General features: G+C 33.5%; 27 protein-coding genes. 3 read left to right on the top strand and 24 right to left on the bottom strand.

Going from position 1 to position 26,370, the window contains the following annotated elements:
- Positions 1–8 precede the first annotated feature (8 nt).
- From recG to ACWCL1_RS04080, 3 genes are all read right to left on the bottom strand, one after another.
- Positions 9–2,057 carry an ATP-dependent DNA helicase RecG gene (gene recG, locus ACWCL1_RS04090; protein WP_454545644.1) on the bottom strand — a complete coding sequence of 683 codons (2,049 nt, stop codon included), beginning with the start codon at positions 2,055–2,057 and terminating at the stop codon, positions 9–11.
- 64 nt (positions 2,058–2,121) lie between these two features.
- Positions 2,122–3,807, bottom strand: coding sequence for a DAK2 domain-containing protein (locus ACWCL1_RS04085; RefSeq protein WP_454545643.1), 1,686 nt, complete (start codon positions 3,805–3,807; stop codon positions 2,122–2,124).
- Between the two features lie 29 nt (positions 3,808–3,836).
- A complete protein-coding gene (locus ACWCL1_RS04080; protein WP_454545642.1) occupies positions 3,837–4,199 on the bottom strand; it encodes an Asp23/Gls24 family envelope stress response protein in 363 nt (120 codons plus the stop codon).
- 254 nt (positions 4,200–4,453) lie between these two features.
- Between ACWCL1_RS04080 and rpmB the strand changes: the two genes are divergently transcribed.
- Positions 4,454–4,639: a 50S ribosomal protein L28 gene (gene rpmB, locus ACWCL1_RS04075; protein WP_004047397.1), complete on the top strand. Its 186-nt coding sequence runs from the start codon at positions 4,454–4,456 to the stop codon at positions 4,637–4,639.
- A gap of 48 nt (positions 4,640–4,687) precedes the next feature.
- On the opposite strand, the gene ACWCL1_RS04070 is transcribed toward rpmB, so the two are convergent.
- The 15 genes from ACWCL1_RS04070 to miaA all read right to left on the bottom strand — a co-directional run bounded on the left by ACWCL1_RS04070 (position 4,688) and on the right by miaA (position 20,420).
- Positions 4,688–5,332: a thiamine diphosphokinase gene (locus ACWCL1_RS04070; RefSeq protein ID WP_454545641.1), complete on the bottom strand. Its 645-nt coding sequence runs from the start codon at positions 5,330–5,332 to the stop codon at positions 4,688–4,690.
- Positions 5,322–5,981, bottom strand: coding sequence for a ribulose-phosphate 3-epimerase (gene rpe / locus ACWCL1_RS04065; RefSeq protein ID WP_454545640.1), 660 nt, complete (start codon positions 5,979–5,981; stop codon positions 5,322–5,324). The genes ACWCL1_RS04070 and rpe overlap by 11 nt, the downstream gene beginning before the upstream one ends.
- A gap of 23 nt (positions 5,982–6,004) precedes the next feature.
- On the bottom strand, positions 6,005–6,865 hold the full coding sequence (gene rsgA / locus ACWCL1_RS04060) for a ribosome small subunit-dependent GTPase A (RefSeq protein ID WP_454545639.1): 861 nt from the start codon (positions 6,863–6,865) through the stop codon (positions 6,005–6,007).
- Positions 6,866–6,937: 72 nt separating this feature from the next.
- The gene (pknB, locus tag ACWCL1_RS04055) at positions 6,938–8,584 is read right to left on the bottom strand and encodes a Stk1 family PASTA domain-containing Ser/Thr kinase (protein WP_454545638.1); all 1,647 of its coding nucleotides are present in this window, start codon (positions 8,582–8,584) and stop codon (positions 6,938–6,940) included.
- Positions 8,575–9,327, bottom strand: coding sequence for a Stp1/IreP family PP2C-type Ser/Thr phosphatase (locus ACWCL1_RS04050; protein ID WP_454545637.1), 753 nt, complete (start codon positions 9,325–9,327; stop codon positions 8,575–8,577). The genes pknB and ACWCL1_RS04050 overlap by 10 nt, the downstream gene beginning before the upstream one ends.
- A gap of 9 nt (positions 9,328–9,336) precedes the next feature.
- The gene (gene rsmB / locus ACWCL1_RS04045) at positions 9,337–10,674 is read right to left on the bottom strand and encodes a 16S rRNA (cytosine(967)-C(5))-methyltransferase RsmB (protein WP_454545636.1); all 1,338 of its coding nucleotides are present in this window, start codon (positions 10,672–10,674) and stop codon (positions 9,337–9,339) included.
- The gene (gene fmt, locus ACWCL1_RS04040; protein ID WP_454545635.1) at positions 10,667–11,617 is read right to left on the bottom strand and encodes a methionyl-tRNA formyltransferase; all 951 of its coding nucleotides are present in this window, start codon (positions 11,615–11,617) and stop codon (positions 10,667–10,669) included. The genes rsmB and fmt overlap by 8 nt, the downstream gene beginning before the upstream one ends.
- A 13-nt stretch (positions 11,618–11,630) precedes the next feature.
- On the bottom strand, positions 11,631–14,051 hold the full coding sequence (gene priA / locus ACWCL1_RS04035) for a primosomal protein N' (protein ID WP_454545740.1): 2,421 nt from the start codon (positions 14,049–14,051) through the stop codon (positions 11,631–11,633).
- 1 nt (position 14,052) lies between these two features.
- A complete protein-coding gene (gene coaBC, locus ACWCL1_RS04030) occupies positions 14,053–15,261 on the bottom strand; it encodes a bifunctional phosphopantothenoylcysteine decarboxylase/phosphopantothenate--cysteine ligase CoaBC (RefSeq protein WP_454545634.1) in 1,209 nt (402 codons plus the stop codon).
- Between the two features lie 82 nt (positions 15,262–15,343).
- Positions 15,344–15,544, bottom strand: coding sequence for a DNA-directed RNA polymerase subunit omega (rpoZ, locus tag ACWCL1_RS04025; RefSeq protein WP_454545633.1), 201 nt, complete (start codon positions 15,542–15,544; stop codon positions 15,344–15,346).
- A gap of 18 nt (positions 15,545–15,562) precedes the next feature.
- Positions 15,563–16,183: a guanylate kinase gene (gmk, locus tag ACWCL1_RS04020; protein ID WP_454545632.1), complete on the bottom strand. Its 621-nt coding sequence runs from the start codon at positions 16,181–16,183 to the stop codon at positions 15,563–15,565.
- 196 nt (positions 16,184–16,379) lie between these two features.
- Entirely contained in the window at positions 16,380–17,720 is a 1,341-nt protein-coding gene (gene glnA / locus ACWCL1_RS04015; protein ID WP_454545631.1) for a type I glutamate--ammonia ligase, read from the bottom strand.
- Positions 17,721–17,744: 24 nt separating this feature from the next.
- Positions 17,745–18,134, bottom strand: coding sequence for a MerR family transcriptional regulator (locus ACWCL1_RS04010; protein ID WP_454545630.1), 390 nt, complete (start codon positions 18,132–18,134; stop codon positions 17,745–17,747).
- Positions 18,135–18,216: 82 nt separating this feature from the next.
- The gene (locus tag ACWCL1_RS04005; RefSeq protein WP_454545629.1) at positions 18,217–19,482 is read right to left on the bottom strand and encodes a methionine gamma-lyase family protein; all 1,266 of its coding nucleotides are present in this window, start codon (positions 19,480–19,482) and stop codon (positions 18,217–18,219) included.
- An 11-nt stretch (positions 19,483–19,493) separates the two neighbouring features.
- The gene (gene miaA, locus ACWCL1_RS04000; protein ID WP_454545628.1) at positions 19,494–20,420 is read right to left on the bottom strand and encodes a tRNA (adenosine(37)-N6)-dimethylallyltransferase MiaA; all 927 of its coding nucleotides are present in this window, start codon (positions 20,418–20,420) and stop codon (positions 19,494–19,496) included.
- 142 nt (positions 20,421–20,562) lie between these two features.
- Here miaA and ACWCL1_RS03995 point away from each other — a divergent pair, with 142 nt between their 5' ends.
- On the top strand, positions 20,563–20,739 hold the full coding sequence (locus tag ACWCL1_RS03995) for a DUF3042 family protein (RefSeq protein WP_454545627.1): 177 nt from the start codon (positions 20,563–20,565) through the stop codon (positions 20,737–20,739).
- 34 nt (positions 20,740–20,773) lie between these two features.
- On the opposite strand, the gene ACWCL1_RS03990 is transcribed toward ACWCL1_RS03995, so the two are convergent.
- The 6 genes from ACWCL1_RS03990 to ACWCL1_RS03965 form a co-directional block, all read right to left on the bottom strand.
- The gene (locus ACWCL1_RS03990; RefSeq protein ID WP_454545626.1) at positions 20,774–21,184 is read right to left on the bottom strand and encodes a rhodanese-like domain-containing protein; all 411 of its coding nucleotides are present in this window, start codon (positions 21,182–21,184) and stop codon (positions 20,774–20,776) included.
- An 18-nt stretch (positions 21,185–21,202) separates the two neighbouring features.
- Complete coding sequence (locus ACWCL1_RS03985) at positions 21,203–22,165, bottom strand: ROK family glucokinase (RefSeq protein ID WP_454545625.1); 963 nt, start codon at positions 22,163–22,165, stop codon at positions 21,203–21,205.
- Positions 22,166–22,176: 11 nt separating this feature from the next.
- A complete protein-coding gene (locus ACWCL1_RS03980; RefSeq protein ID WP_454545624.1) occupies positions 22,177–22,398 on the bottom strand; it encodes a YqgQ family protein in 222 nt (73 codons plus the stop codon).
- 27 nt (positions 22,399–22,425) lie between these two features.
- Entirely contained in the window at positions 22,426–23,061 is a 636-nt protein-coding gene (locus ACWCL1_RS03975) for a rhomboid family intramembrane serine protease (protein WP_454545739.1), read from the bottom strand.
- Between the two features lie 135 nt (positions 23,062–23,196).
- Complete coding sequence (gene rpmG / locus ACWCL1_RS03970; RefSeq protein WP_454545623.1) at positions 23,197–23,346, bottom strand: 50S ribosomal protein L33; 150 nt, start codon at positions 23,344–23,346, stop codon at positions 23,197–23,199.
- Between the two features lie 204 nt (positions 23,347–23,550).
- Positions 23,551–25,629, bottom strand: coding sequence for a peptidoglycan D,D-transpeptidase FtsI family protein (locus ACWCL1_RS03965; protein WP_454545622.1), 2,079 nt, complete (start codon positions 25,627–25,629; stop codon positions 23,551–23,553).
- 181 nt (positions 25,630–25,810) lie between these two features.
- Between ACWCL1_RS03965 and ACWCL1_RS03960 the strand changes: the two genes are divergently transcribed.
- Positions 25,811–26,368 carry a hypothetical protein gene (locus ACWCL1_RS03960; protein WP_454545621.1) on the top strand — a complete coding sequence of 186 codons (558 nt, stop codon included), beginning with the start codon at positions 25,811–25,813 and terminating at the stop codon, positions 26,366–26,368.
- Positions 26,369–26,370: the final 2 nt, after the last annotated feature.

Genomic DNA, 26,370 nt, shown 5'->3' with positions numbered 1-26,370 from the left:
TCCTTTCTTTAATCAAGATTAGTCTTAAAGTCAACTCTACGATTTAAATATTTGATTAACTCTTGATTTTCTTGCTTACTTTCCATTTGTGGATCATTAATAATTGCAGCTGCTTCTTGTTGGGCAATTTGCAAAATTTTTAAATCACGAACAGGATCACCAACTTTAAATTCTGGTAACCCAGCTTGCGCTGTTCCTAATACATCACCTGGACCACGTAATTCTAAATCACGCTGTGCAATTACAAAACCATCAACAGTATTTACCATGGTTTTCATTCGTTCTTTTCCATAATCACTTGAAGGATCTGCAATTAAAAAACAATAAGATTTGCGACTACCTCGTCCAACCCGACCACGAAGTTGATGTAATTGTGCCAATCCAAAACGGTCAGCGTTTAAAATCATCATTGTTGAAGCATTCGGAACATCGACACCGACTTCAACTACAGTTGTTGAAACTAAAACATCATACTGATGCTCTTTAAATTTTTGCATAACCACTTCTTTTTCATTTGGTTTTAACTTACCATGAAGTAATCCAATCCGATATTTATTTCCAAAATATTGTTGAAGTTGCTCATAAACTTCTTGTGCATTTTGCAAATCTAACATTTCAGATTCCTCAATTAAAGGTGAAACTACGTAAGCTTGTGCACCATCATCAAGTTGTTGTCGAATAAACTTTAATACATCATTAGTTTGCTTTGGTTTAATCCACTTCGTTTCAACTGGACGCCTTCCTTTAGGAAGTTCATCAATTATTGATACGTCCATTTCGCCATAACTTGTGATTGCCAATGTTCGTGGAATTGGCGTTGCTGTCATTGCCAATACATCTGGATTATTACCTTTTTGCCGCAGTATTTTTCGCTGATTAACACCAAAACGATGCTGTTCATCAGTAATAACTAGCCCTAAGTTATTAAATTCAACATCATCTTGAATCAATGCATGCGTTCCAACTACAATTTGAATATCATTGTTTTTTAAATGTTTCAACATTTCCCTTCTAGCAGTAATTTTACTTACAGTGGTACCTGTCATTAAACCGACATTAACATTAAATGAGGCAAATAATTTACTTAATTTTTCAGCATGTTGTTGAGCTAAAATTTCAGTAGGTGCCATCAAAGCAGTTTGATAGCCAGCAGTAACTGCAGCATACATTGCAATAGCAGCAACAATTGTTTTTCCTGATCCAACATCACCTTGTAATAACCGATTCATTCTGATTGGTTCACGTAAATCTCGACAAATTTCATTAACCACTCTTTTCTGCCCATTCGTCAGTTCAAATGGCAATTCAGCAATAAATTTTTTTAACTTTTGATTATCGTATTGAATTACAATGCCTTGATTTTTTTTATCGTCTTTCTTTAATTTTTGTAAACCAACTTGAAAGCGGAAAAACTCTTCAAAAATAGCAGATCTTCTAGCTAAATTAGCTTGCTGATTATTTTGTGGGAAATGCATATCGTGCACCATTTGCTTGCGATTTTCTAATCGATATTTATTTCGAATTGAAGTTGGCACAATATCAACTATTAAATCTGAATACTCATTAAATGCAACTTCCACTAATTTTTTTATTTGGTTAGCGTTAATTTCTTTAGAAGCACGATATACTCCTGTAAAATCATTTTGTTGTCCCACAGGAATAATCTTCATTCCAGTAAAACTTTGTCGTAATGCATTATATCTTCCATAAACAGCAATTGAATTACCTAATTGAACTTTACTTTTTAAATATGGCTGATTAAAAAAAGTCACCATTATCACTTGATTTTCAACAAGTAATCTAAAGTTTAAACGCGTTTTTTTACGTCCAAACCGCACCAATGCAGGTTCAGAAGCAACTGTTCCCTTTAGCGTAATTTTTTCTTGATCACTTACTTCAGATAATTCTTTAACTGCTAAATCATCATATCGGAAAGGATAGTCATTCAAAAGATCCTCAACTGTATTGATCCCTAACTTATTAAGTGCAATTGCCTTTTTCGGTCCCACTCCTTTTAAAGCGGTGATTGGATCACTTAATCTTTTTTGACGTTCCATTATATCCTCCCTTCCTACACAAAAAAGCTGACCAATTCCATTTTGAACTAATCAGCTTATGCTTTTATTCAACAGAAACTAAATATGGGTAAACCGGCTGATCACCCTCATGGATTTCAACTTCTAAATCATCATTCCAGTCTTCAATTTCATCAGCAATGGCTTGGGCTTCATCTTCGTTAGCATCTGCCCCATAAATAAGCGTAATAACTTCACTATCATCATCAACCATTGACTTAATCATTTCAACTGTAGTTTTCTTGCAATCTGGATCAGTGATTTTAATTGTACCATCTACAATTCCCATGTAGTTATCTTTTTTGATTTCTTGACCATCAATTGTTGTGTCTCGTACAGCAATTGTTACTTGGCCTGAAACAACATCCCCCATTGCTTCTTCCATTGCTTCAACATTTTCTTCAGAACTTGCTTCAGCATTGAAGTTTAATAGCGAACTTAAGCCTTGAGGAATCGTCTTAGTATGGATAACTTTAACATCCGCATCTGCCACATCTGCTGCTTGTTCAGCTGCTAAAAAGATATTTTTATTGTTTGGTAAAACTAATACTTTTTTAGCACCAGTTGCATTAATTGCATCCACAATATCCTTTGTACTTGGATTCATTGTTTGACCGCCTTGAATAATCTTAGTTACACCTAGGCTCTTAAACAACTTAGCAATTCCATCTCCAGAAGCAACGGCGATAATGCCATAATCACCTGCAATTTGATTATTTTGTTCTTCTTGTCTTTCAGCTTCTTTATCTTCTTCAAGAATTGTTTCGTGTTGTAAACGCATGTTATCAACTTTAACTTTAATCAAAGATCCAAATTTTTGACCATAAGTTAAAACTTTACCTGGTTGTTCTGTGTGAACATGCACTTTAACAACTTCATCATCAGCAATTACCAATAATGAGTTTCCAATTTGTGACAAGTGTTTGCGGAAAGTATCATAATCAAATTCTTCATCAACTAAACGTCCTGCACCTAATTTAATCATGATTTCAGTACAATAACCGTATTGAATATCTTCTGTATTTAATTGACTTTGAACGCTTTTATGATGTTCTGCATTAACCATATCTTCCATATCAGCAGGCGTTGGTTGATATTCTTGTTCATCACGCACATTTCCAGATAAAGCATCATAGAAACCTTGATAAACAAATGTTAATCCTTGTCCACCTGAATCTACTACGCCAACTTCCTTAAGAACTGGGAGTAAATCAGGAGTTGTTTTTAAGGCTTCTTCAGCTGCATTATATGTAGCTTCCATCACTTCTACACAATCATCTGAATTTTTAGCAACTTTACTTGCTGCTTCTGCTGCTTTACGTGCAACTGTTAAAATAGTTCCTTCTTGAGGTTTCATTACAGCTTTATATGCAGTTTGAACTCCCGCAACGATTGCATCTGCTAAATCTTGAGGCGTTAAATCATGCTTTTCAGCGATATTTTTACTAAATCCACGAAATACTTGAGACAAAATAACCCCAGAATTTCCACGAGCACCCATTAACAATCCCTTAGCTAAAGATTGAGCTAATTCGCCCACATTTGTTGAGGTCGATTCAGAAACATACTTTGCTCCACTTGCAAATGAAAGACTCATATTTGTTCCTGTATCACCATCTGGAACTGGGAAAACATTCAATGAATTAATAAAATTAGCGTTGCTATTCAAACGATTAGAACTTACAGCAATCATCTTGCGAAATTCATTTTCAGTAATTTTTGAAACTTTCAATCTTTAAAATCCTCCTTGGTACCCTAACGTTAATCTTCAATTACCTTTACACCTTGAACGATTACGTTAACTGCTTGAGCTGTTACTCCGAGCATTGAGTCCAGATTATACTTTACTTTTTCTTGGACATTTCGGCAAACCTCTGAAATTTTTGTGCCATATCCGACAATAATGTATACGTCAATTACAATGCCTTCTTCAGTTTGGCGAACAACTACTCCTTTTGAATAATTGTCACGTTTCAGAATTTCATTCAAGTTGTCACGAATTTGATTCTTACTTGCCATTCCAACGATCCCAAAAATCTCAGTTGCAGCACCGCCGACTACAGTTGCAATTACATCATTACTGATATCGATCTTTCCTAGTTGGTTTTGAATCTTCACTGCCATGACAATTTGCCTCCTTTATAACTTATGACATTTATCGCCATTGTATCACACGCAATTTTGAAAAAAAAGTCAATTAATTTTATCCAGTATAACAAATAATACCTAATTATGATACCACAAAATCTTAGAAATGTACTGACAAGTTAATTTACTTTACAGAAAAATCTTGCATTAACTCAATTTCTATGATAATTTAGTCTAGTAAGTAAAGATTCTTTATTTAAGATCGAATATAGACAAAGGAGAGAATTTCAATGGCTAAAGACTTTGTTACAGGCCGTAAAACAACATTTGGTAAGAAACGTTCACACGCTTTAAACCAAACAAACCGTAGCTGGAAGCCAAATTTGCAAAAAGTACGCATCTTAGTTGATGGTAAGCCTAAAAAAGTTTGGGTTTCTGCACGTGCCTTAAAATCAGGTAAAGTTACTCGTGTTTAATTAAAGACGAAAAAACAGGTTTCATTTGAAACCTGTTTTTTATTTGAACTAATCTTTACTTTGAACAACCATTACAATTCCAGTTTTAAAACTAAAGCTTGCTTTTTCTCCAATAAACTCATTACTTGATAATGAAATTGGAAATGTAAAGTCAGTTGCTTTTAATTGATATTTCTCATCTGGAAGTTCTAGTTGATCTACTTTTGTTAGTGGTATAAACGCTAAATATTGCATTTGTTTATCTTTTTTGACTTGATGTTTTCCTGGCAGATAAAACGAAACCTGATTTAGTTGATCAACAATTTTTATTTTTTCAACGTAATCTTGATAAATTGGCTTTAAGATCATTAATAAATTAGCTAGGAGTTGATCTAAGCGGCCACCCGTTGCTCCATAAATTTCAATCTCATCAATTGAATGATAATTTTTAATTAAATATCGCAATGCTAATTCTGTGTCGGTAATATCATCTTTGAGCGGTCGATAAATTAATTTTTGGCTTTTCTTTTCAATTTCACTTAATTCTATTTTATTAGCAGAATCAAAATCACCAATTACTAAAAAAGGTTCAATTCCATGTTCAACTAAACGAACTGCGCCATAATCTACACCTACCCAAGTAGCTTGTTTTTCATGAAAAATATTTTGCGGAATTAAATGATTAGGACCACCCGTTAACACTTTAAATTTCATTTAACTGACTTACTTTCATTAATTTTTCAACTTGTCCTTTAGGATTAGCACTATTAAAAACATATGAACCTGCAACTGCCACATCCACACCTGCGTTAGCAACTTCTTTAATAGTCGCTTCATTGACTCCCCCATCTACTTCGATCCGATAGTCATATCCATTAGTTTCTCTAAGTTGTTTTAGTTCAGTAACTTTTTCCAAACATTGCATAATCATCTTCTGACCACCAGCTCCTGGATCAACTGTCATTACTAAAACCGATTGAACTTCACTTAACAATGGCTTAATTAGTGAAACTGGAGTTCCTGGATTAATAACAACTTCTGCTTCTTTTCCTGAACGGTTAATTAAATCAATTACACGATGAATATGAGAAGTTGCCTCTACGTGAACCCCAATAATATCAGCCCCAGCTTTAACAAGCATAGGTACATACTTTTCAGGATCAGTTACCATTAAATGACAATCAAACTTCAACCGACTATCATTTCGAATTGCTTCAACGATCATTGGACCAAAAGAAAGATTATCTACAAAATGTCCATCCATAATATCAATGTGAAGATATTTCACAGCATTTTCAACTTGATTAACTTGATCCATTAAGTTTCTAAAATCTGCGCTTAAAATTGAAGGCGCAATTTCCATTACGATTCCCCATTTCTTTTTATTTAATATTTAGGTTTACGATTTAAAATCATATTATGAAATTGTAAATAATTATCATATCTTGATTGTAAAATTAACTGTTCTTGAACAGCTTTTTTTACTGCACATTGTGGTTCATTCACATGTAAACATCCGCGATATTTACATTGATCACGGTATTTCACAAAATCAAGATAAAAGTTAGGTAATTCTTCCTTAGTTACTTCTAAAATATCAAAGGATGAAAAGCCCGGAGTATCTGCAATTAAATTTTCTCCAATTGGCATTAAAGTTACTTTACGGGTTGTATGTTTTCCACGACTTAATGCCCTTGAAATTTCCCCTGTTTCTAATTTCAAGTTGGGATTTAATTCATTTAGTAAAGTTGATTTACCCGCACCCGTTTGTCCCATTACAACAATAACTTGATCATGAAGTGTATTCAGTAAATTATTTTTTTCAGTATTAACTTGAACTGGATAAAATTTACCATAATATTCAATTATTGATTGCATTTTTTGACAATCTTCTTGATTTAACAAATCTGCTTTTGAAAAGTACAAAAGCGGTTGAATCTGATTAGCTGCTAACATTATTAATTGCCGATCCAACAAATTACTTGAAAAATCAGGTTGCACACATGCAGACACAATAATTGCTGCGTCAACATTAGCAACTGGTGGACGTACTAATTGATTTTTTCGTTTTTCAATTTTAAGTAAATATCCTTCACTATTTTCAACTTTAAAATCAACCCAATCTCCTACAAGAGGAGATTGTTTTTTCTTTCTAAATACTCCGCGAGCCCGAGTACGAATTTCTTGTCCGTCTTCTGTGACTACATCATAGTACCCACTTAACGACTGCCTAATTTGGCCTTTCAAATGCTTCGATCCTTTCTTTTGTATATTTTAATTTTCTCAAATGTGATCATTTAAGTCCAGTTCATTTTTTACTTAATAGCTTGGTGCTGGTCCCATTGAAAGCGTTACTGTAATTTGAGAGCCACTTTTTACTTTAGTATCACTTTTAGGATCTTGAGAGATAACTAATCCCTCAGGAACAGAATTTGAATATTCTTGCTCAAAAACAATTGTCAAATCATGTTCTTGTGCATAATCTTCTACACTTTTTTGCGTATATCCTGAAAAATCACGAATTTTAAAAGTTTTAACTCCTTTGCTAACAGTAAAAGTTACTGGAAGTTGATATAAATTCACTTTAGAAGTTGCATCAACATTTTGTCCGATAATTTGGCCTTTAGGGTATTCATTTGAATAAACTAAATTTTGATTTACCCAAACGCCTTTTTTAGATAACTTTTTCTTTACAGCACTATAATCTTGCCCAACATATGAGCCAAAAATTATCTTTTTAGGACCCTTAGACACGATAATATCTACCTTAGAATTACGTTTTACTGTTGTTTCACGGGAAGGATCACTACTGATTGTTTGCCCTTTAGGATAGCTATTATTATATTTATACTTTTTGTTTCCTAATTTTAAATTATTACTAAGTAAAACTTCCTTAGTTTCTTTGACATTCATCCCACGTAAATCTGGAACTTGCACTTTTATTGAGCCAATAAAAATCATAATTAAAACAATAATTGCAACTAAACCAACTGTAAATGCAATTGGATGCTGGTTATGCCGTTGCTTTTTATTTTGACTCTGCTTAATTTTAGCCTTAGATTGTGTAGAAGACAAAAGTTCAATCGTTTTAGTTTCCTCATCTGCAAGTTCTGGAATTTCCCATTTAGGTTCATTTGCTCGAATTGGAAGCAATGCCGTTTGCAAATCTGCCTTCATTTCTTCTATATTTTGATATCGATCTTTTAAATTTTTAGCTGTTGCTCGTAAAACAATATTTTCAAGTGATTGTGGAATTTTAGGATTTAATTCGCGCACTGAAGGTAAATTTTCTCGATAGTGCTTAACTGCAATTGAAACAGCCGTTTCTCCTTGAAAAGGAACTTGTCCTGTTAAAAGTTCAAATAAAATTATTCCAAGTGAATATATATCAGACTGCTTGGTAATAATTGATCCACGTGCTTGCTCTGGTGAAATATAATGAACCGAACCAACCATCGTATTAGTTTTTGTCAGCGTAGCTGATTCCATTGCTGCAATTGAAATTCCAAAATCTGTTACTTTAACCTTACCAAAATCATCAATTAAAATATTTTGCGGTTTTAAATCACGATGAATAATCCCAATTTTATGAGCACTAGCAACCGCTGATAAAATCTGTTCCATTATATCAACAACTTTTTCAAAGGATAATGGATAATTCTTTCTTAAATAAGATTTTAAGTCCATCCCTTTTACGTATTCCATTACAAGATAAGGAATTCCTAATTCATTCCCAAAGTCATATATTTTAACGATATGTGGATTATCCAAACGTGTTAAGGAATTTGCTTCTTTATGAAAACGATCAATTGCCTTTTGATCATCTTGCAAATCCAACCGTAGCATTTTTAACGTAACTTTACGCTTTAAAACTAAATCCTCAGCTTCATAAACATTGGCCATCCCACCTTCACCTAATGAGCGCAGTATTTTATATCTATGATCAACAATATAACCTACGCGCATTCAGGATCACCGCCTTTTCGAGTTGTTGTAAGCAAAACTGTAATATTATCTGTTCCACCTTTTTCACGTGCCTTTGATACTAACATGGCACATTTTTGTTCTAATGAATCATTTGTATTCAATATTTCAGTAATTTCTTGACTACTTACCAATTTAGAAAGTCCATCCGTACATAGTAAAAAAATGTCATTAGGTTGAACTGACAAAGTATATCGATCCATTTGGGCATCATGATTAATTCCTAAAGTTCGCACAATTACATTTTTTTGCGGATGGTTTTGCGCTTCTTCACGTGTAATTGCTCCTTCCTTTAAAAGGGCATTCACTAAAGAATGGTCTTGGGTAATTTGAATTAATTTTCCATTCCGAAAACGATATCCACGACTATCACCAATATTTGCAATAATACAACTTTTATTAGCTGCAAGCAGGCATACTAATGTAGTTCCCATTCCTTCAAGATCAGTATACTGTTTGCCCTTTTGAATCAAAAGATCATTTTCAACTTGCAGTTGCCGTTGAAGCCACATATAGGCTTGCTCAATTGTTTTATAATTTGAATTTTCAAATAAATATCCTAAGTGACTAGTAATCATTGCCGAGGCGACATCGCCACCTTGATTACCACCAATGCCATCTGCAACTAACCCCAAATACAAGTTATTTTTGTTTTTAATAAAGCCAACTGAATCCTCATTTACAACTCGGACTTTTCCAATATCAGTTTGAAATGCATACTCCAATTTATTCACCTACTTCTTAACTAACGTTGCAATAAAAAAGCCATCCGTGTCAAAATCATCAGGATAAATTGTTAATCCTAATTCCTTGCGCTTTTCTTTTACATTTTTAGGAGTCTTCGTTTTAACTTGCTCAAATTCCGGATGTTGAGCCAAAAATTGATTAATAACACTTTGATTTTCAGTATTCAAAATTGTACAGGTGCTATATGTCAATTTTCCATTACATTTTAATATTGGTGCAACTGCATTCAAAATCGCTAATTGAATTTGAGCTAATTTTTGTGAATCTGCAAACGTCTTTTCATACTTAACTTCTGGTTTTCGCCGCATTAATCCGATTCCTGAACAAGGAGCATCCACTAAAATTTGATCAAATGTTTTTGCTTCAAAAACTTGACCAACATTGCGTGCATCTAAAGCCTGTGCTTTTAAAACAGCACTTACACCTAATCTTTGAGCATTGTCCTTAATTAGTTGAACCTTATGTTCATGAATATCTAAGGCATATACTTTACCTAATCCTTTTAAATCAGCAGCGATTTGAGTGGTTTTTCCACCCGGAGCCGCACAAGCATCAAGTACAATTTGACCGGATTGAATATCCATTGATTCAGCCGCTAGCATCGCACTTTCATCTTGAATAATAAAATCACCGTTTTCAAATGCTTTAGTTCCAGCTAGATGTCCTTTTTGAGCAACTAATCCATTTAAAGCAATTTCACTTGGTTGAACTTCAATTCCTTCTTGTTGCAAAAGTGAGGTTAATTCAATTGAATTCAACTTTGCACTATTTACTCTTAAACTATCATGTGGTTTTTGATTAATTGATTCTAAAATCGAAAATGTTTTTTGTGTCCCCACACTTTCTTCTAAATTTTGAATAATCCAAGTAGGAACACTATACTTAACACTTAATTTTTCATTTCCTTGTAGATCTTCAAAATTAGCTAACCCTTTGCGTTTAATTGCATGTAAAATTCCGGTTACAAATTTGCGTGTACCTGCATGTCCTTTAACTTTAGCAATCTCAATTGCCTCATTAAAAATTGCATGTGTTGGAACTTTATTTAAATATTCCATCTGATAAAGCGAAAGAATCAATAATTCATTAACCCATAAGTCCACTTTTTTAGGATTTTTTATAAAGGGTTTTAACCAGTATTCAAGTGTTAGCCGGTGCTGTAAAACACCATATACAAGTGTTGTTAGTAAACTTGCATCCTTTTGCGATAATTGATTCTTTTGAATTGCTTGATTTAAACCTAAATTTGAATATGTTTTTTGTTTTCTAATTTTTACTAATAATTCTAATGCAATGTAACGCGGTGTATTTTTTATCTTACTCATTAATTAAAACCTGTCCTACTTTAATTCCTTGACCAATTCCATTTAAATAAGATGTAATATCCATTTGAGGTTTTCCAGCAACTTGTAATCGATTAATTTGATAAACTGAATTTTCTGCCGCTGTAACTTTTAATTCATGCTTATTCACTGCAACAACTGTACCGGCTTTTTGCTCCGCTTTTTCATCTAAGACCGTAATATCCCATAACTTAGTTCTTTTTCCATTAAAATCTTTAAAATAAGCTCCTGGAGCAGGTCGTAATGCCCTAATTTTCCAATCAAGTTGATGAGCAGTTTGAGATAATTGAAGTTGTTCTTCACTTGACTTAATTGTTGGTGAAAAAACAACTTGATCTTCTGCTTGAGGAATTGCCGTAATTTTACCTGCAATCAAATCCGGAAGCATCTTTAATAAGGTATCTCTCCCTAAGAAACTCATCTTTTCAAAAATTGTCCCTGCATCATCATTATTTTCAATTGGCATTGAAGCTTGGGCTAAAATGTCACCTGCATCCATTTTTTTAACCATGTAAATAATTGATACGCCAGTTTCTTGGTCACCATTCATAATTGCGTATTGGATAGGAGCTCCTCCACGATATTTAGGTAAAAGTGAGCCATGAACATTAATTGCTCCGATTTTTGCAGATTCAATTAATTTGGTTGGTAAAAATTGACCAAAAGCTGCTGTGATAATTAAATCTGGTTGCATTGCAATAATTTGTTGACATTCATCACTACCGCTTAATTTTTCCGGTTGCAATACTTCAATTTGATGCTCAAGTGCAACTTCTTTTACTGGAGTTGGAGTAAGAACATGTTTACGTCCCACTTTTCGATCCGGTTGAGTAACTACAGCTTTAATATCATAATCACTTTTAATTAATCCTTCTAAAATATTGGCAGCAAATTTGGGAGTTCCCATAAAAACTACTGATGTCATAATAAAACGCTCCTTATATAAAATTAATTGGATCACGGTCAATTATTAGTTTTAATCCACTCTTTTCTTCTTTTTGACTTTCCATCATTAATTCTTGCAAGTAATCTTCGAGTAACTGTTCTTTTTTATATTTAATAATCAGTTGATAATAATAACGATTATTAATCCGAACAATTGATTTAGGAGTTGGCCCTAAAATTACTGCATTAGACGAAACACAGTTTAATAACTCACCTTGAATTTCAAACATTTTCCGTGCAGCATCTGCTTCATTTGGATAGCTAGCAACAATTTGAATTGTGTAATAATAAGGTGGATATCCAATTTGATGACGAATCTGCATTTCTTTTTTGAAAAATGCTTCATAGTCTTGTTTTTTAGCAAATTGAATTGCATAATGATCCGGATTAAATGTTTGAATCAAAACTTCTCCATTTTTTTGACCTCTTCCTGCCCGTCCACTTACTTGAGTAAGTAATTGGAATGTTTGTTCACTTGAACGAAAATTGGGTAATGCTAATGTCGTGTCTGCATTTAAAACTCCTACAAGCGTTACATTTGGAAAATCAAGACCTTTAGCAATCATTTGTGTTCCTAATAAAATATCAGCTTCATGATTTCCAAATTGTTGGAGAATTTTTTCATGTGAACCTTTTCGGCGAGTTGTATCAACATCCATTCTTAAAATTCGTGCATTTGGAAAAAGTTTAGTTAACTCATCTTCAACTTTTTGAGTCCCAGTTCCAAAGTAACGTAATTGATCACTTTGACAGTGCGGACAAATCCGAGGAACCGCTTCTTCATGGCCACAATAGTGACATTTTAACGAGTTAGTATCACGATGATATGTGAGTGAAATATCACAATTAGGACATTTAATCACTTCTCCGCATTCACGACACATTAAAAAGGATGAATATCCCCTTCGATTTAACATTAATACAACTTGCTCGTGATTAGCAAGCCTATTTTCAATTGCATTTTTTAACGGTTGTGAAACATCTGGTTTAATTGCCATTTTAGCTTCTATACGCATATCTACTAAATGAACTTGAGGTAAAGCTTTACCATTAATGCGCTTAGTTAAGCGTAGCCATTTGTAAACACCCTTTTGTGCTCGTGCACGTGATTCTAAACTAGGAGTAGCACTTCCAAGAACCACCGGGCAATGATGATATTGACTTCGCCAAATAGCTACATCTCGTGCATGATACCGTGGCATATCTTCTTGCTTATAACTATTTTCATGTTCTTCATCCATGATGATTACCCCTAAATTTTTTAACGGTGCAAAAATGGCTGAACGAACTCCAACAACTACTTGAGCTTGTCCTTTTTGAATTCGTCGCCATTCATCATACCGCTCACCATCTGATAAAGCACTGTGAAGTAAGGCCACTTGGTCACCAAAACGCGCTTTAAACTGTTTTACAATTTGAGGTGTTAATGAAATTTCTGGCACTAACATTAATGCCGTTTTACCTTGATCAAGTGCATGTTGAATAATTTGCAAATAAACTTCTGTTTTCCCACTTCCTGTAACTCCCTCAAGTAAAAAAGTTTGAGCTTCATTTTGTTCAATCACTTGGTTAACGTTATCGACTGCAACTTGTTGCTCAGGTTTTAACTTGCGGGGAAAACTAGGTTCAACTTTAGTTATATCATATGGATTACGGTATTTTTCCGCTTCAAAGCGATATAACCACCCTTTTTCTTCTGCCTTTTTTAAATCTGCGGTCGTAAAATTATATGCCCGCACAACGTCTGCTTGAAAAAAAGATTGCTCATGATTAGTAATTAAAAAATCAAGTAAACGACACTGTTTAGTTGCATTTTTCTTTAGTCCATCCTTTTCTTCTCTTAGTTGATCAACTGACATTTGCGCTTTAAAAGCTAGCATACTTTTAGCTTCTGTTTTATTTTTTACATGGTAGACAATCTTGATTTTTTCTTCATGACGCAATTTTTCAAGTTGACGCAATTCTTTTGCTGTAAAATTTTCCGGTTTAAAATCAACTTCTAATTGAGTTTTAAATAAATTTTGAACCGTTGGATCATCTTTAAAATGAGGATCAACTTGAATCGTTTTACGATAACTTACACGCAATGCACTTGGTAACATTACTTGCAAACACTTAATTTTAAATGCGAAGGTACGTTCAACCATCCAGTTTGCAAGTTTTAACGCTTCTTTTCCAAGAACTGGTTCTAAATCAAGGAGGTCAACAATTGATTTTAATTGATAATTTCCGTTATATTCATTGCATAAATCAATTACAAATCCTTGAATTTTTCGGTTACCATTTCCAAATCCAACTACCACACGCATTCCAATTTTTAAAATTGATTGAAATTTTTCAGGAATTTTATAAGTAAATGGATGGTTGGTTTGCATTGCGGGGACATCAACAATTACTTTTGCATATTGATTAATTTTAATCTTCCTCTTTCTTTAATAAATTCACGACTTCAATTAAAATCTCACTTGCAATTTTAGCTTTTGACGCTTTCGCAATTTTTTTAGGCTTTTTTGCTGGTAAAATAAAGTAAACCTCATTTTCATCACTGCCAAAACCAATATCTTTTCGTGAAACGTCATTGGCAACAATCATATCAATCTTCTTATCTGCTAATTCCTTTTCTGCATTTTGTAATAAATGTTCTGTTTCAGCAGCAAATCCTATAATTAATTGTCGGTGCTTAGTTTCGCTCAACATTTTTAGCAAGTTAGGATTACGAACCAATTTTAAAGTCACTTCGTCATTATCTTGAGCCTTAATTTTTTCAGTTTGAACATGTTCAACATGATAGTCAGACACTGCTGCTGCCATAATTAAAATGTCATTTAATTTAAATTCAGCCATTAATTGCGTTTGTAACTCATTAAATGTTCTTATTTGAATTACATTTATTCCGGCTGGAATCTTTTGAGTAGTTGTTCCGACAATCAAAGTTACTTGCGCTCCCATGTCACGAGCTTTTTTTGCAATTTGAATTCCCATTTTTCCACTAGAACGATTTCCAATATAGCGAACTGGATCAATTGATTCTTGCGTGCCTCCAGCTGTAACTAAAATTTTTTTCCCTTTTAGTTGATTTTCACTAACTTTATTTTGTGTAATCCACTGATAAATCTCAAGTGGTTCTGGCATTCTGCCCTTAGCATTATAGCCTTCTGCTAAAAAACCAGTTGCGGGTTCTAAAATATGATAGCCATCATGTTTCAAAGTATTAATGTTACGTTGTGTTGCGGGATTATCCCACATTTCATCATTCATTGCAGGAACTAAATATTTTGAATTTGGTGTTGCTAATAAAGCACTTGAAACTAAATCATCTGCAATTCCATTTGCAAGTTTACCAATCATATTAGCAGTTGCGGGGACAATAATGGACTTATCTGCCCATTTAGCAAGTTCAATATGGGGGATAAACTTTCCTTGTTCAAATGCAGTTGTAAAATCTGTAAGCACTTCATTTTGTGACAAAGTTGCCAATGTTACTGGTGTAATAAATTTTTGGGCATTCTTTGTCATTGCAACTCGAACTTCAGCATTATTCTTTTTAAATAATCGGACTAATTGAGTAACTTTATAACTTGCAATTCCGCCTGTAATGTAAATTGCAATTTTAGGATGGCTCATACTTTAAATCCTTTCTAGTCAATAATATGAGAAAAGAGGTCGGACAAATGTCACAACCTCCAAACTTATCTTGATACTATAATTATTTTTCGCCTTTAATAGTTAACTTGCCAGCTTCTACTTCTTCAAGTGCTCTGCCAACACTTTTGTCTGATTTATAATCACTTAATAATGGCAATGCACCTTCGTCTAATTCATGAGCTCTCTTAGCAGCTAACATTACTAAAGAATAGCGTGAATTAACATGTTCTAAAAGCTTATCAACAGATGGATATAAAATCATCAGCAAACATCTCCTACTTTATTTTTTATCTAAACCAAGTTGTTTTTTATAATCTGGTAAGAATCGTTTTACGCGCCAACGCTCAGCTCGAATAATTGTTTGAATTTTTTCAGCAGCCTTAGAAACTTCATCATTAACAACTGCATAGTCATAATTTTGCATCATTTCAATTTCACTGACAGCCTTTTCCATCCGCTTATCAATGGTTTCTAAATCATCCGTTCCCCGATTAATAATTCGTTGTCGTAACTCCATTAAATCTGGAGGAGTTAAGAAAATAAATAATCCGTCTGGAACTTTTTTCCGAACTTGCATTGCACCTTTAACTTCAATTTCAAGGAAAACATCTTTTCCTTGATCTAACATCTCATTTACATATTTTAAAGGCGTGCCATAATAGTTGTCAACATATTTGGCGTATTCAAGCATTCCGCCATTTTTGATTTCTTGTTCAAATTCTTCTTTTGATACAAAATAATAATCTTTTCCATTAACTTCACCGGGACGCATTTGCCGGGTTGTCATTGAAACAGAGTAATGAAATGTATTATCTTTTTGCGAAAAAATTTCTTTTCTTACAGTTCCCTTACCAACGCCAGATGGTCCTGAAAGAACAATGAGCATTCCACGTTTTGGCATAATCAGTCTCCTCTAATTAATTTATATACCATTATCTCACTTTAAACAAAGATATTTCAAGTATATTTCAAATGAAAGCGCGTTTTCTAATTAAGATTTCATAATTATCTGATCAATACGAAAAAACTCTCTAAATAATTAAGAAAAAATCAAAAAGAACCATGATTTGCATCACAGTCCTTTATTAATTTTTATTTTAATACATTTCTAAATATTGATCGCGTTCCCATTGAGAAACTTCTTGTCGATATGCATCCCATTCAAGAGTCTTAGCTTCCATAAAGTTATTATATAAATGACTACCAAGTGCGTCTTGGATGACATCATCTCGTTTCAATTCCTTTAATGCATTATGCAAAGTAGATGGTAAATCTTTAATTCCATTTTCTTCTCGTTCTTTATCATCCATTGCATAGATATTACGATCAATTGATACAGGTGGTTCAATTTTATTCCTTAAGCCATCTAAACCAGCTTCCAAAATTGCAGCAATTGCCAAGTACGGATTAGCTGAAGGATCTACACTTCTTAATTCTAATCGTGTAGACAATCCCCGTGCCATTGGAACTCGTACCAATGGGGATCGGTTTTTACCTGACCATGCAACGTATACAGGAGCTTCATAACCAGGAACTAGACGCTTATATGAATTTACAATTGGATTAGTTATTGCTGTAAAACTACGAGCATGCTTTAACAATCCACCTAAGAAATAATAAGCTTCTTGTGATAATTCTTTCTTACCGTTTTTATCAAAAAATGCATTTTCTTTTCCTTTCATTAAGGACATGTTAATGTGCATTCCTGAACCATTAATTCGATCTAAAGGTTTTGGCATAAACGTTGCATGTAATCCATGTTTACGTGCAACTGTTTTTACTACTAATTTAAAAGTTTGAATATTATCACATGCATGTAAAGCATCTGCATACTTGAAATCAACTTCGTGTTGACCAGGAGCCACTTCATGATGAGATGCCTCAACATCAAAGCCCATGCGTTCTAGTTCTAAAACAATATCGCGTCGACAATTTTCTCCCATATCTACAGGAGCTAAATCAAAATAACTTCCATTGTCATTTAAATGTGTCGTTGGTTTCCCATGTTCATTTAACTTAAATAAGAAAAATTCAGGTTCTGGTCCAATATTAAAGTCAGTAAAGCCAACTTCTTTCATTTCATTTAAAACCCGAATTAAATTATTTCTAGGATCGCCTAAAAACGGTGTGCGGTCAGAATTATAAACTTCACAAATTAACAGCGCAACTTTACCATGTTCATTTCCCCAAGGAAAAGTCATCCACGTTGATAAATCTGGATACAACCACATATCGCTTTCTTCAATACGAACAAATCCATCAATTGAAGAACCATCAAACATCAATTTATTATCTAATAACTTTTCTAATTGACTGATTGGAACTTCAACGTTTTTAATTGTTCCGTATAAATCCGTAAACATTAACCGTAAAAATTGTACATTTTCTTCTTCTGCCATCCGACGAATATCGTCTTTTGTATAGTTATGCTTTACCATTATATTAGGCTCCTTTTAAATGAGTTAGAGAGTTTTGTTGTTACGAATGGAAGATTTACTATGTCGATTAAAACCGCCAATCGCAATAAACTCATCATGTAAAATTCGCCGTACATCATTATCAGATAATGATTTAGACAACTTTTCTTTACGTTCAGCTTCTTCTTTAGCTTTGCGTTTGTACATTTCTTTAATATCTGCCATGTTCAACCCTTCAGCAAGATAGTCTTTGATTTCTAGTAATTTATCAATATCATTTAAAGAGTACATTCGCCGATTCCCCTCATTTCTTTCTGGGATCACCAATTTTTGCTCTTCGTAGTAACGAATTTGACGGGCAGTTAAATCTGTCAATTTCATCACTGTTCCAATTGGTAATACAGCTAATGAACGACGTAGTTCTTTTTCTTTCATAACAACCCTCCTCTCTATATGTGAAATAATAACAACATTAAAATTCAATGTCAATGATTTATGTAACATTTTATTACATCAATTATTTATTTTTATAATATGTCTCATTTACAGCGTTGGTTATCGCAATTTTAACATGCGCATATGATAAGCCACCTTGAATATACAGTGCATATGGCTCTCTAAGTGGACCATCACTTGATAATTCAATAGTTGACCCTTCCACAAAACTACCCGAAGCCATAATGACTTTATCTTCATAGTTATCCATTTCACTTGGAATCGGATCAACAAATGCATTTAATGGCGAATTATGTTGAATGCTTGCACAAAATTGAATCATTGCATCTTGATCATGGAAAATTACAGTTTGAACTAAGTCAGTTCGAACAGTATCCCATTTAGGCGAAACCTTTGCTCCCATTTGTTCTAATAATGCTGCTGTATAAACTGCACCTTTAACCGCTTCACCCGTTGTATGTGGAGCAAGGAAAAAGCCACGATAAAAATCGCGTTGATACCCATAAGTAGCACCTTCTCCTTTACCTGGACCTGGTGCAAACAGTCTTGAAGCAGCTTGCATAATTAAATCATGACGTCCAACTAAAAACGCTCCCGCTTTAGCAACACCTGCACCTGCATTTTTAAACATTGAACCTGCCATTAAATCCGCACCATAGAATGTTGGTTCATCTTTTTCTGTAAACTCACCATAGCAATTATCAATAAATACAACTGCATTAGGATTAATTTCCTTAACAAAAGCAGTCATTTCTTTAATTTCAGCCACAGTAAAACTATCCCGGGTAGCATATCCACGTGAGCGTTGGATTGCTACAACCTTAATAGTTGGATCATTTTTTAATTTTTCTGCTACTTTTTGATAATCCACTTTACCATCTTTTAATGGAGTATAATCAAAATTAATTCCAAATTCTTTCATTGATCCTGGATTATCACCTGCAATTCCAATTGCTTGTTGAATCGTATCATATGGCATTCCTGTCATATAGTACAATGTATCTCCAGTACGTAAAGCCGCAAATAGTGCCGTTGAAATTGCATGTGTCCCAGAAACAATTTGTGGTCTTACTAGTGCATCTTCACATTTAAAATAATCTGCAAAAATTGCTTCTAATTTTTCACGTCCAATGTCATCATATCCATATCCAGTTGAGCCAACTAAATCTTCCTCAGCAACATGGTGCTTCCGAAATAACTCAAGTACTCTTTGCTGATTATGTAATACAATTTCATCAATTTCTGCTAATTTAGGCGCAATCATTTGATCCACTTGAGCAACCTTTTCTTGTAAATCTTTTGGAAATCTTTCAACCCACTTTGTCATTTTTATTCTCCTTAGCGTTTTAACCATTCGGTAACTAACTGATTAACTTTTAAATAATCTTCATCGAAGTTTTGAACTAAATCAAACCATTGTACATCCATTTTATTGCGAAACCACGTTAATTGACGTTTTGCATAATGGCGGGAATTTTGTTTTACCTTATCAATACTTTGTTTCAATGAACATTGATTTTCAAAATATGGATAAAATTCTTTATACCCAATTCCCTTTCCCGCTGGCAATTTTAATCCACCTTGATCATACAAATAACGAGCTTCCTTCAATAATCCTTGATCCATCATTTGATCAACCCGTAAATTGATTCGTTGATAAAGTAATTGGCGATCAGTATTTAATCCAATAATTAAAAAGTCATAATCATCATTTGATTGATCATTTTGCTTTGAAAACTTTTGTCCTGTCTTTAAATATACTTCTAATGCGCGGACTACTCGTTGTTCATTTGTTACTGGAATCTTTTGGGCTGCATCTGGGTCAATTTGATTTAATTTATCCCATAATTTTTGTTGTCCATTTTCAAGTGCAAACTGATGCAACTCATCTCGAACTTTTTCATTTGAATATTGATCTTTCCCAAAGTGAAAATCATCTACTAATGATTGTAAATAAAATCCAGTTCCTCCAACCAAGATTGGTAAAGCTTTTTTGTAACTAATTTCGGTGATCAATTTCTTAGTTTTATTTGTAAAATCAGCAACAGAAAAGCGCTGCGTTACAGGAATTTCATCTAACATGTAATGCGTAATTCCTTGCATTTCTTCTGCTGTTACCTTAGCAGTTCCAATATCAAGTTTTTGATAAACTTGCATGGAATCACCTGAAATGATTTGACCATTAAATTTTTGTGCAATTTTTACTGATAATGCTGTTTTTCCAACCGCAGTTGGGCCAACGATCATCAAAATTTTTTGCGCCATTTTAAAGACGCTCCTTTTCATTCATTAAATTTTATATCTTAATAATTGTACCATCTCAAATAAAATTTAAAAGTTTTATCTGGAATTTTTAGAAATTATCATTCATAATAATAGTATATCAAAAGATAAGGGAGGAACTACTGTGAAATCATTTGGCAAAGGATTCTTTACAGGAATCGCAACTACAGTTGGCATCGTAGCTGGTGCGGTTTATGCATTCAAAAAGACAGTTGTTGAACCTATGGAAGAACGTGAAGCAATTTTAGAAGAACATCGTCGTCGTGCTTTACGTAAAAGTCGTTCAGCACACCAACGTTAAAAATAAAAAAAGCTTGACTTTCGTCAAGCTTTTTTTATGCTTTCTTTTTCTTGCCATCCCATTTATTGTAGCCGCCTTTAAGAACATAAATATCTTTAAAGCCATCTTTTTTTAACATAATTGCACAACGTAAACTTAATGTTTTACCTTGATCATACAAATAAACAGGCATATCTTTACGAATTCCACTCATATACATTTTAAATTGTGAAAAAGGAATATTACGTGCACCTAAAATATGTCCCGCTTTAAAAGAATCCTCCTCACGTACATCTACAATTTGAGCATGCCGCATTCCTTTTTTGAATTCTTCATTGTCAATTAATTTTGCAGCTCGTCTACTTCGAACAAAAATCACAATTTGGTTTCCAATCATCCAAAGTAAAATCAGAATTAAAATTAAGTTAATCCAAAACCAAACTGAATTCACATTACCAAGTAACACTCCAAAAACCTCCTTAAATTAGTCCATAAATTTTAAAGCTAATGAACCTGCGCCAATTACACCGGCTTCATTACCTAATTGAGCTAATTTAATTTGAGTTGTATTCTTAATTGTTGGAAATGCATAGTCATTGAAATAATTTTTAACTTGATCTAACAAGAAGTGCCCTGCTGCAGAAACCCCACCACCGATTACAATTGATGATGGATTTAATGTACTTGCCAAGTTTGCACATGCCAAACCTAAATAGTTACATACGCGATCAACTACCATTTTAGCCAATGGATCATTGTCTTTTGCCAAATCAAAAACTAACTTAGATGTAACTTCTTCACCATCATCAGTCATTTGTTTTAATTTAGAATTACCAGCATATTCTTCTGCCATATCATGTGCTACGCGAACAACTCCAGTCGCTGAAGCATATGTTTCTAAGCAACCGCGGTTACCACAGGTACATAAGTATCCACCTGGATGTACATTGATGTGACCAACTTCACCACCGGCACCCATTCCATGAATAAGTTCGCCATTAGCAACGATTCCGCCACCAACGCCTGTACCAAGAGTAATGAAAACAACATCATCTGCATTTTCACCAGCACCTTTCCAACGTTCACCTAAAGCAGCAACATTGGCATCATTATCAACTGCAAACTTGATGTTAGTGCCTTTTTCAATTTCTTCTTTAACGTTTTGAACAGTTTTCCAGTTCAAGTTATAAGCACCAATAACTGTACCCTTATCTAAATCAACTGTTCCTGGAGTTCCCATTCCAATCCCAACAAATTGTTCTGGTTTCATTTCATACATAGATAAATGATGGTTAATTGATTCAATAATATCAGGAACAATATGACTACCTTCATCCAAGATATTTGTTTCAATACTCCAACGTTGTTGAATTTCACCATCAGTTGTCATAATTGCAAACTTAATTGTTGTTCCGCCAAGATCAACACCGATTAATTTCTTGTCCATCTATTTTCCTCCTAGTTACGATGCTTTTTTGCATCTTCTTGTTTTTGTTCTTCGCGATGTTCCTTTTCAAGTACTAATTTTGCTTTTAAAAACGTTTTTTTATCAACCACGCCTGCTTTATATAAATTATCAAGCTCAATTGCTGTTAGTTCAATGTCCCATAGTCTTTTACCAACATAAATAAAAACGCCAAACTGTTTTAAATATTGCTGTACATCATAATAAGTATGCAAAGAAACATCTCCTCTTTATCATTAAAGCTAAATTACACGCATCCCTTTTAAGTATCCTAAAACAAAAACTAAACTTAAAGCAATAAATGCAATAATTCGTTTGCTAATTTTAACTTTTCCAAGTCGTGGGACGCTTACAATATAACCCAATAAAAATCCGCTGACTAATCCACCTAAATGTCCCCAAATATCAATTGAACTTCCCATTAAGTCAAACACTAAGTTTAAAATTACTAATACGAGAAATTGTTTTGCCATTGAGTGAATGTATGGATTATTTCGAAATGATTCTCCAAGCATTAAAAATGCACCGAAAAGTCCAAACAAAGCTGTGCTAGCTCCAGCAGAAATTGCTGGGTTAAACGCAAAACTTGCAATATTACCACCAATTCCGCTTAATACATAAATTATGATAAAGCGAATGGGACCAAAAAGCCATTCAATTTGAGCACCTAAAAAATAAAGCGTTACCATATTTAGTACAATATGTTGCAAACTTAGATGCACAAACATTGCAGTAAATAAGCGCCAAGCTTGTCCAGCAATAATTAACCCATTATCTTTTGCTCCAAATTCAAGCAAAACGTTAATATTACTAGCGCCACCAGCAATCAGCATTAAAATATATATCACAACATTAATTGTAATTAATGTAATTGTCATGCGCGGACGTTTATTTTCCACACTTACTTCCTCCATAATTATCTCAATTGACACCGATTACATCTTATCAGATAAGAAAACACCCCAAAATGGGATGGCTCCTTAAAAGAAAAACAACAGGGTTTGATCCTGTTGTTATTTTGTTTCACGATGCAATGTTTCCTTATGGCAACGTGGGCAATACTTCTTAAGTTCTAAACGATCTGGGTTATTACGTTTGTTTTTACTTGTTAAATATGTTTGTTCACCACATTCAGTGCATTCTAATGTAATATTTACACGCATTGAATTAACCTCCAACTTTTTAATCTGTCTAATAAAAAGGATTGAAACCCTCAACGTTAATATAATATCATCTTTTCAAAGATAATTCCACAACTTTTTTAGATTTGTTAAGGGATTTTACTTTACACTATTATAATCAAGTATTGTTAAACTAAAAACAGAGGTTGCACTGTTAATTACAACCTCTGTTTTTATAACTATTTTTTACTTAAATCCATCACTTGATTGGACATATTTCCAATAAGCTTCATAAATTTTCTTAGTAACTTCCAAGTTAACTTTACTTTCAGTACTTGCAGCCATTCCTGGGAATGCAACAGCTACCACGACTTGTGGATCATTATATGGAGCATATGAAACTGCACTTAAAGTTTCAGTTTCATTATTTTCGTAATATGTTTGCGCAGTCCCCGTTTTCCCTGCAATTTCTGGTTTAACACTACTTAATGATTTACCAGTTACATATTGATTATTACCATGCATTACTAAATATAAACCATTCTTAACAACATTCCATTGATCTTGAGAAGCTGTTACTACATTCAATACATTTGGCATAAATTGGTAAACTGTTTTACCCATCTTGCCATCTGTACCACTTTCATGAATTGATTCTAATACGTGTGGTTGTAAACGATAACCGCCATTAGCAATCGTTGAAATATATTGAGCAAGCTGCAATGTTGTATATGAATCATAGTTACCAAATGATAAGTCAAGTGCCTTACCAATATCAGCTTTCGTTGAAGGCCCTTCAAACCCAGCTGATTCTCCTGGAAGATCAATTCCTGTCTTCACACCTAAACCATATTGTTTAAAGTTGTCACGTAATTTGGTAAAAATTGAAGTTGGCATTCCTGCAATGGACATTCCAGAATGATATGTCATACCTGCTTCTTTCATTGCAAGTTGCATCATATAAGTGTTTGATGATACTTCTAACGCTTCAGAAGCAGTTAATGACATATTGGCTGCCCCATTTTTATTAAACCATGAAGTTTTAGCAGCTGTACCAGCAACTTTAATTGGTTGTTCTTCTAAAGTATTATTGGTTGGGGTAATTACACCATCTTGTAATGCTCCCATTACCATCGCACCTTTTACTACTGATCCCATTACATAAGTTTGGTTAATTGCACCAATTGCATTTTCTGAGATCTTGCCAGTTTTAATATCTCGACTAACGCCTGCAAGTGCATAAACTGCTCCGGTTTTTGGATTCATTACAACTGCATATGCTCCTGGAACATATGGATTGGATGAAGCCGCACTTGTTTCAGCATCTTTGATAATTTTTTGAACTTCTTCTTGGAATTTCGCATTGATAGTTAACTGGATATCATCTCCAGGCTTGCCACCATATTGCTTAATTTCTTTAATAATCTTATTATTTTGAGTTTCTACTTTGATGATTTCCTTATCACCTTTTAAAACATTTTCATATTCAGATTCAATGTAACTTGAACCAACACTATCATTTCTTGAATATCCTTCGGCAAGTAAAGTGTTGATCTGGTCACTTGGTAAGCCTTGTTTTTCGGTTGTAACTGTTCCTGCAATGCTCTTAATAGAATCACCACCAGGATAACTTCTTGTCCAGTTAGTTCCAATTTTAACTCCTGGAAGTTCTGATAAATGTGAACCAACTTGAGCCATTTCAACTGCAGAAACATCTGAAGATTTAAGCATAATCGTTGATAATGAATATGCACCGTTCATTTTATTAAATAAGACCGCTGCTTGCTTTTGCTTATCACTTAAATTATCAGCTAATTTATGTTTTTTCACATAACTAACTTCTTTATCATATAAAGCACTTCCACTCATTGAATCAGCGCCACTAATATGCTTAACAACTTGATCTTCGTTCTTTTGATTTCCTAAATAATATTCAATTTGCATACTTGGTGTCAGTGAAGAAGTATCAACTGAAATATAGTTCACTAATTTATTGGCAACATTATACATTTGATCTGATGTAACAGAAAGTGGTTTTGTATATGTAATTGCCGTAGTAGCATCATTGGATACTAATAATTTTCCTGAAGAATCATAAATCATTCCCCGAGGAACATTTTTAGTTTCTGTTTGAGTGTTACTATTTGAAGCTTCATATGCATACTTCTTCCCATCAATAATTTGCAAATGGGCGAGTTGAATAATTAGGGCTGCAAATAGAAAAAATACAATTACAAACAGAAAATTTAACCGAAAAGGGATACTGCCTGTATTTCGGTTCCGACTATTTTTTGAAAAGCTATGCTTCTTTTTAAAAATTTTCAAAAGAATTCACCGTCACTTAATTCTGATTCCAATATCCTAAATAAAATTCATTGAAATTATTGCTTAAACAGCATAATATAATTTCTGAACTATACTTTATACATGTTATCACAAAACAACGAAACGAACCATCTAAATTGATGAAAACATTACTGATTAAATTATATACTGGAGTGGAGAAATGGAAAATATTAATTTGGAAAATCAAGCAATTAAATTTCAACATGGCTCATTAAAATTAACTGAATTAACACAAATTGTCAATCAATTTCCATTTGAAATCCGGTTCATTAATCCGAATGGCAAATTGATTTTTATTACTAATTCTTTAACCCCCCATTATGGTAAATTAAATCAACGTGTCTCTCCCACACTTGAGTTCACCAATTTACCATCCATGTTTGACATTTTGGAAAATTTAAAGCATGGAAAAAAGAGTAAAATTGAACGTGCAATTAAGATTGATGATCGTTATTTTAACTTGCAATTCATTGCAATTAATGATAATAATAACAGCTATTTGGGATGTCTTCAAATTACAACTGAAGTTACTGAAATCATTAATAAATTTAAATTTGGCGGATTTATTGAATCAACTAATGATCAATTAACATCAAAAGAACATTCTCAATTTCACTATTCTAATCCTCAACTAGAAAAATATCGTTCTAAAATCGAAAAAGAAATTAGTGACTTAAATACCGATGATGATGCAATTTCAGGTGCATCAGAACTTTAAGG

This window comes from Ligilactobacillus sp. LYQ135, assembly GCF_053711055.1.
Note: the sequence above shows the minus strand (reverse complement) of the source record. Positions and strands in the feature narration are given on the sequence as shown.

What these genes read in the sequence shown, in the direction of transcription:
- recG (WP_454545644.1), bottom strand. Translation starts at nt 2,057, where the DNA reads ATGGAACGTCAAAAAAGATTAAGTGATCCAATCACCGCTTTAAAAGGA.
- ACWCL1_RS04080 (WP_454545642.1), bottom strand. Translation starts at nt 4,199, where the DNA reads ATGGCAGTGAAGATTCAAAACCAACTAGGAAAGATCGATATCAGTAAT.
- rpmB (WP_004047397.1), top strand. Translation starts at nt 4,454, where the DNA reads ATGGCTAAAGACTTTGTTACAGGCCGTAAAACAACATTTGGTAAGAAA.
- ACWCL1_RS04070 (WP_454545641.1), bottom strand. Translation starts at nt 5,332, where the DNA reads ATGAAATTTAAAGTGTTAACGGGTGGTCCTAATCATTTAATTCCGCAA.
- rpe (WP_454545640.1), bottom strand. Translation starts at nt 5,981, where the DNA reads ATGGAAATTGCGCCTTCAATTTTAAGCGCAGATTTTAGAAACTTAATG.
- pknB (WP_454545638.1), bottom strand. Translation starts at nt 8,584, where the DNA reads ATGCGCGTAGGTTATATTGTTGATCATAGATATAAAATACTGCGCTCA.
- rsmB (WP_454545636.1), bottom strand. Translation starts at nt 10,674, where the DNA reads ATGAGTAAGATAAAAAATACACCGCGTTACATTGCATTAGAATTATTA.
- fmt (WP_454545635.1), bottom strand. Translation starts at nt 11,617, where the DNA reads ATGACATCAGTAGTTTTTATGGGAACTCCCAAATTTGCTGCCAATATT.
- coaBC (WP_454545634.1), bottom strand. Translation starts at nt 15,261, where the DNA reads ATGAGCCATCCTAAAATTGCAATTTACATTACAGGCGGAATTGCAAGT.
- rpoZ (WP_454545633.1), bottom strand. Translation starts at nt 15,544, where the DNA reads ATGATTTTATATCCATCTGTTGATAAGCTTTTAGAACATGTTAATTCA.
- gmk (WP_454545632.1), bottom strand. Translation starts at nt 16,183, where the DNA reads ATGCCAAAACGTGGAATGCTCATTGTTCTTTCAGGACCATCTGGCGTT.
- glnA (WP_454545631.1), bottom strand. Translation starts at nt 17,720, where the DNA reads ATGGTAAAGCATAACTATACAAAAGACGATATTCGTCGGATGGCAGAA.
- ACWCL1_RS04010 (WP_454545630.1), bottom strand. Translation starts at nt 18,134, where the DNA reads ATGAAAGAAAAAGAACTACGTCGTTCATTAGCTGTATTACCAATTGGA.
- ACWCL1_RS04005 (WP_454545629.1), bottom strand. Translation starts at nt 19,482, where the DNA reads ATGACAAAGTGGGTTGAAAGATTTCCAAAAGATTTACAAGAAAAGGTT.
- miaA (WP_454545628.1), bottom strand. Translation starts at nt 20,420, where the DNA reads ATGGCGCAAAAAATTTTGATGATCGTTGGCCCAACTGCGGTTGGAAAA.
- ACWCL1_RS03985 (WP_454545625.1), bottom strand. Translation starts at nt 22,165, where the DNA reads ATGGACAAGAAATTAATCGGTGTTGATCTTGGCGGAACAACAATTAAG.
- ACWCL1_RS03975 (WP_454545739.1), bottom strand. Translation starts at nt 23,061, where the DNA reads ATGACAATTACATTAATTACAATTAATGTTGTGATATATATTTTAATG.
- rpmG (WP_454545623.1), bottom strand. Translation starts at nt 23,346, where the DNA reads ATGCGTGTAAATATTACATTAGAATGCACTGAATGTGGTGAACAAACA.
- ACWCL1_RS03960 (WP_454545621.1), top strand. Translation starts at nt 25,811, where the DNA reads ATGGAAAATATTAATTTGGAAAATCAAGCAATTAAATTTCAACATGGC.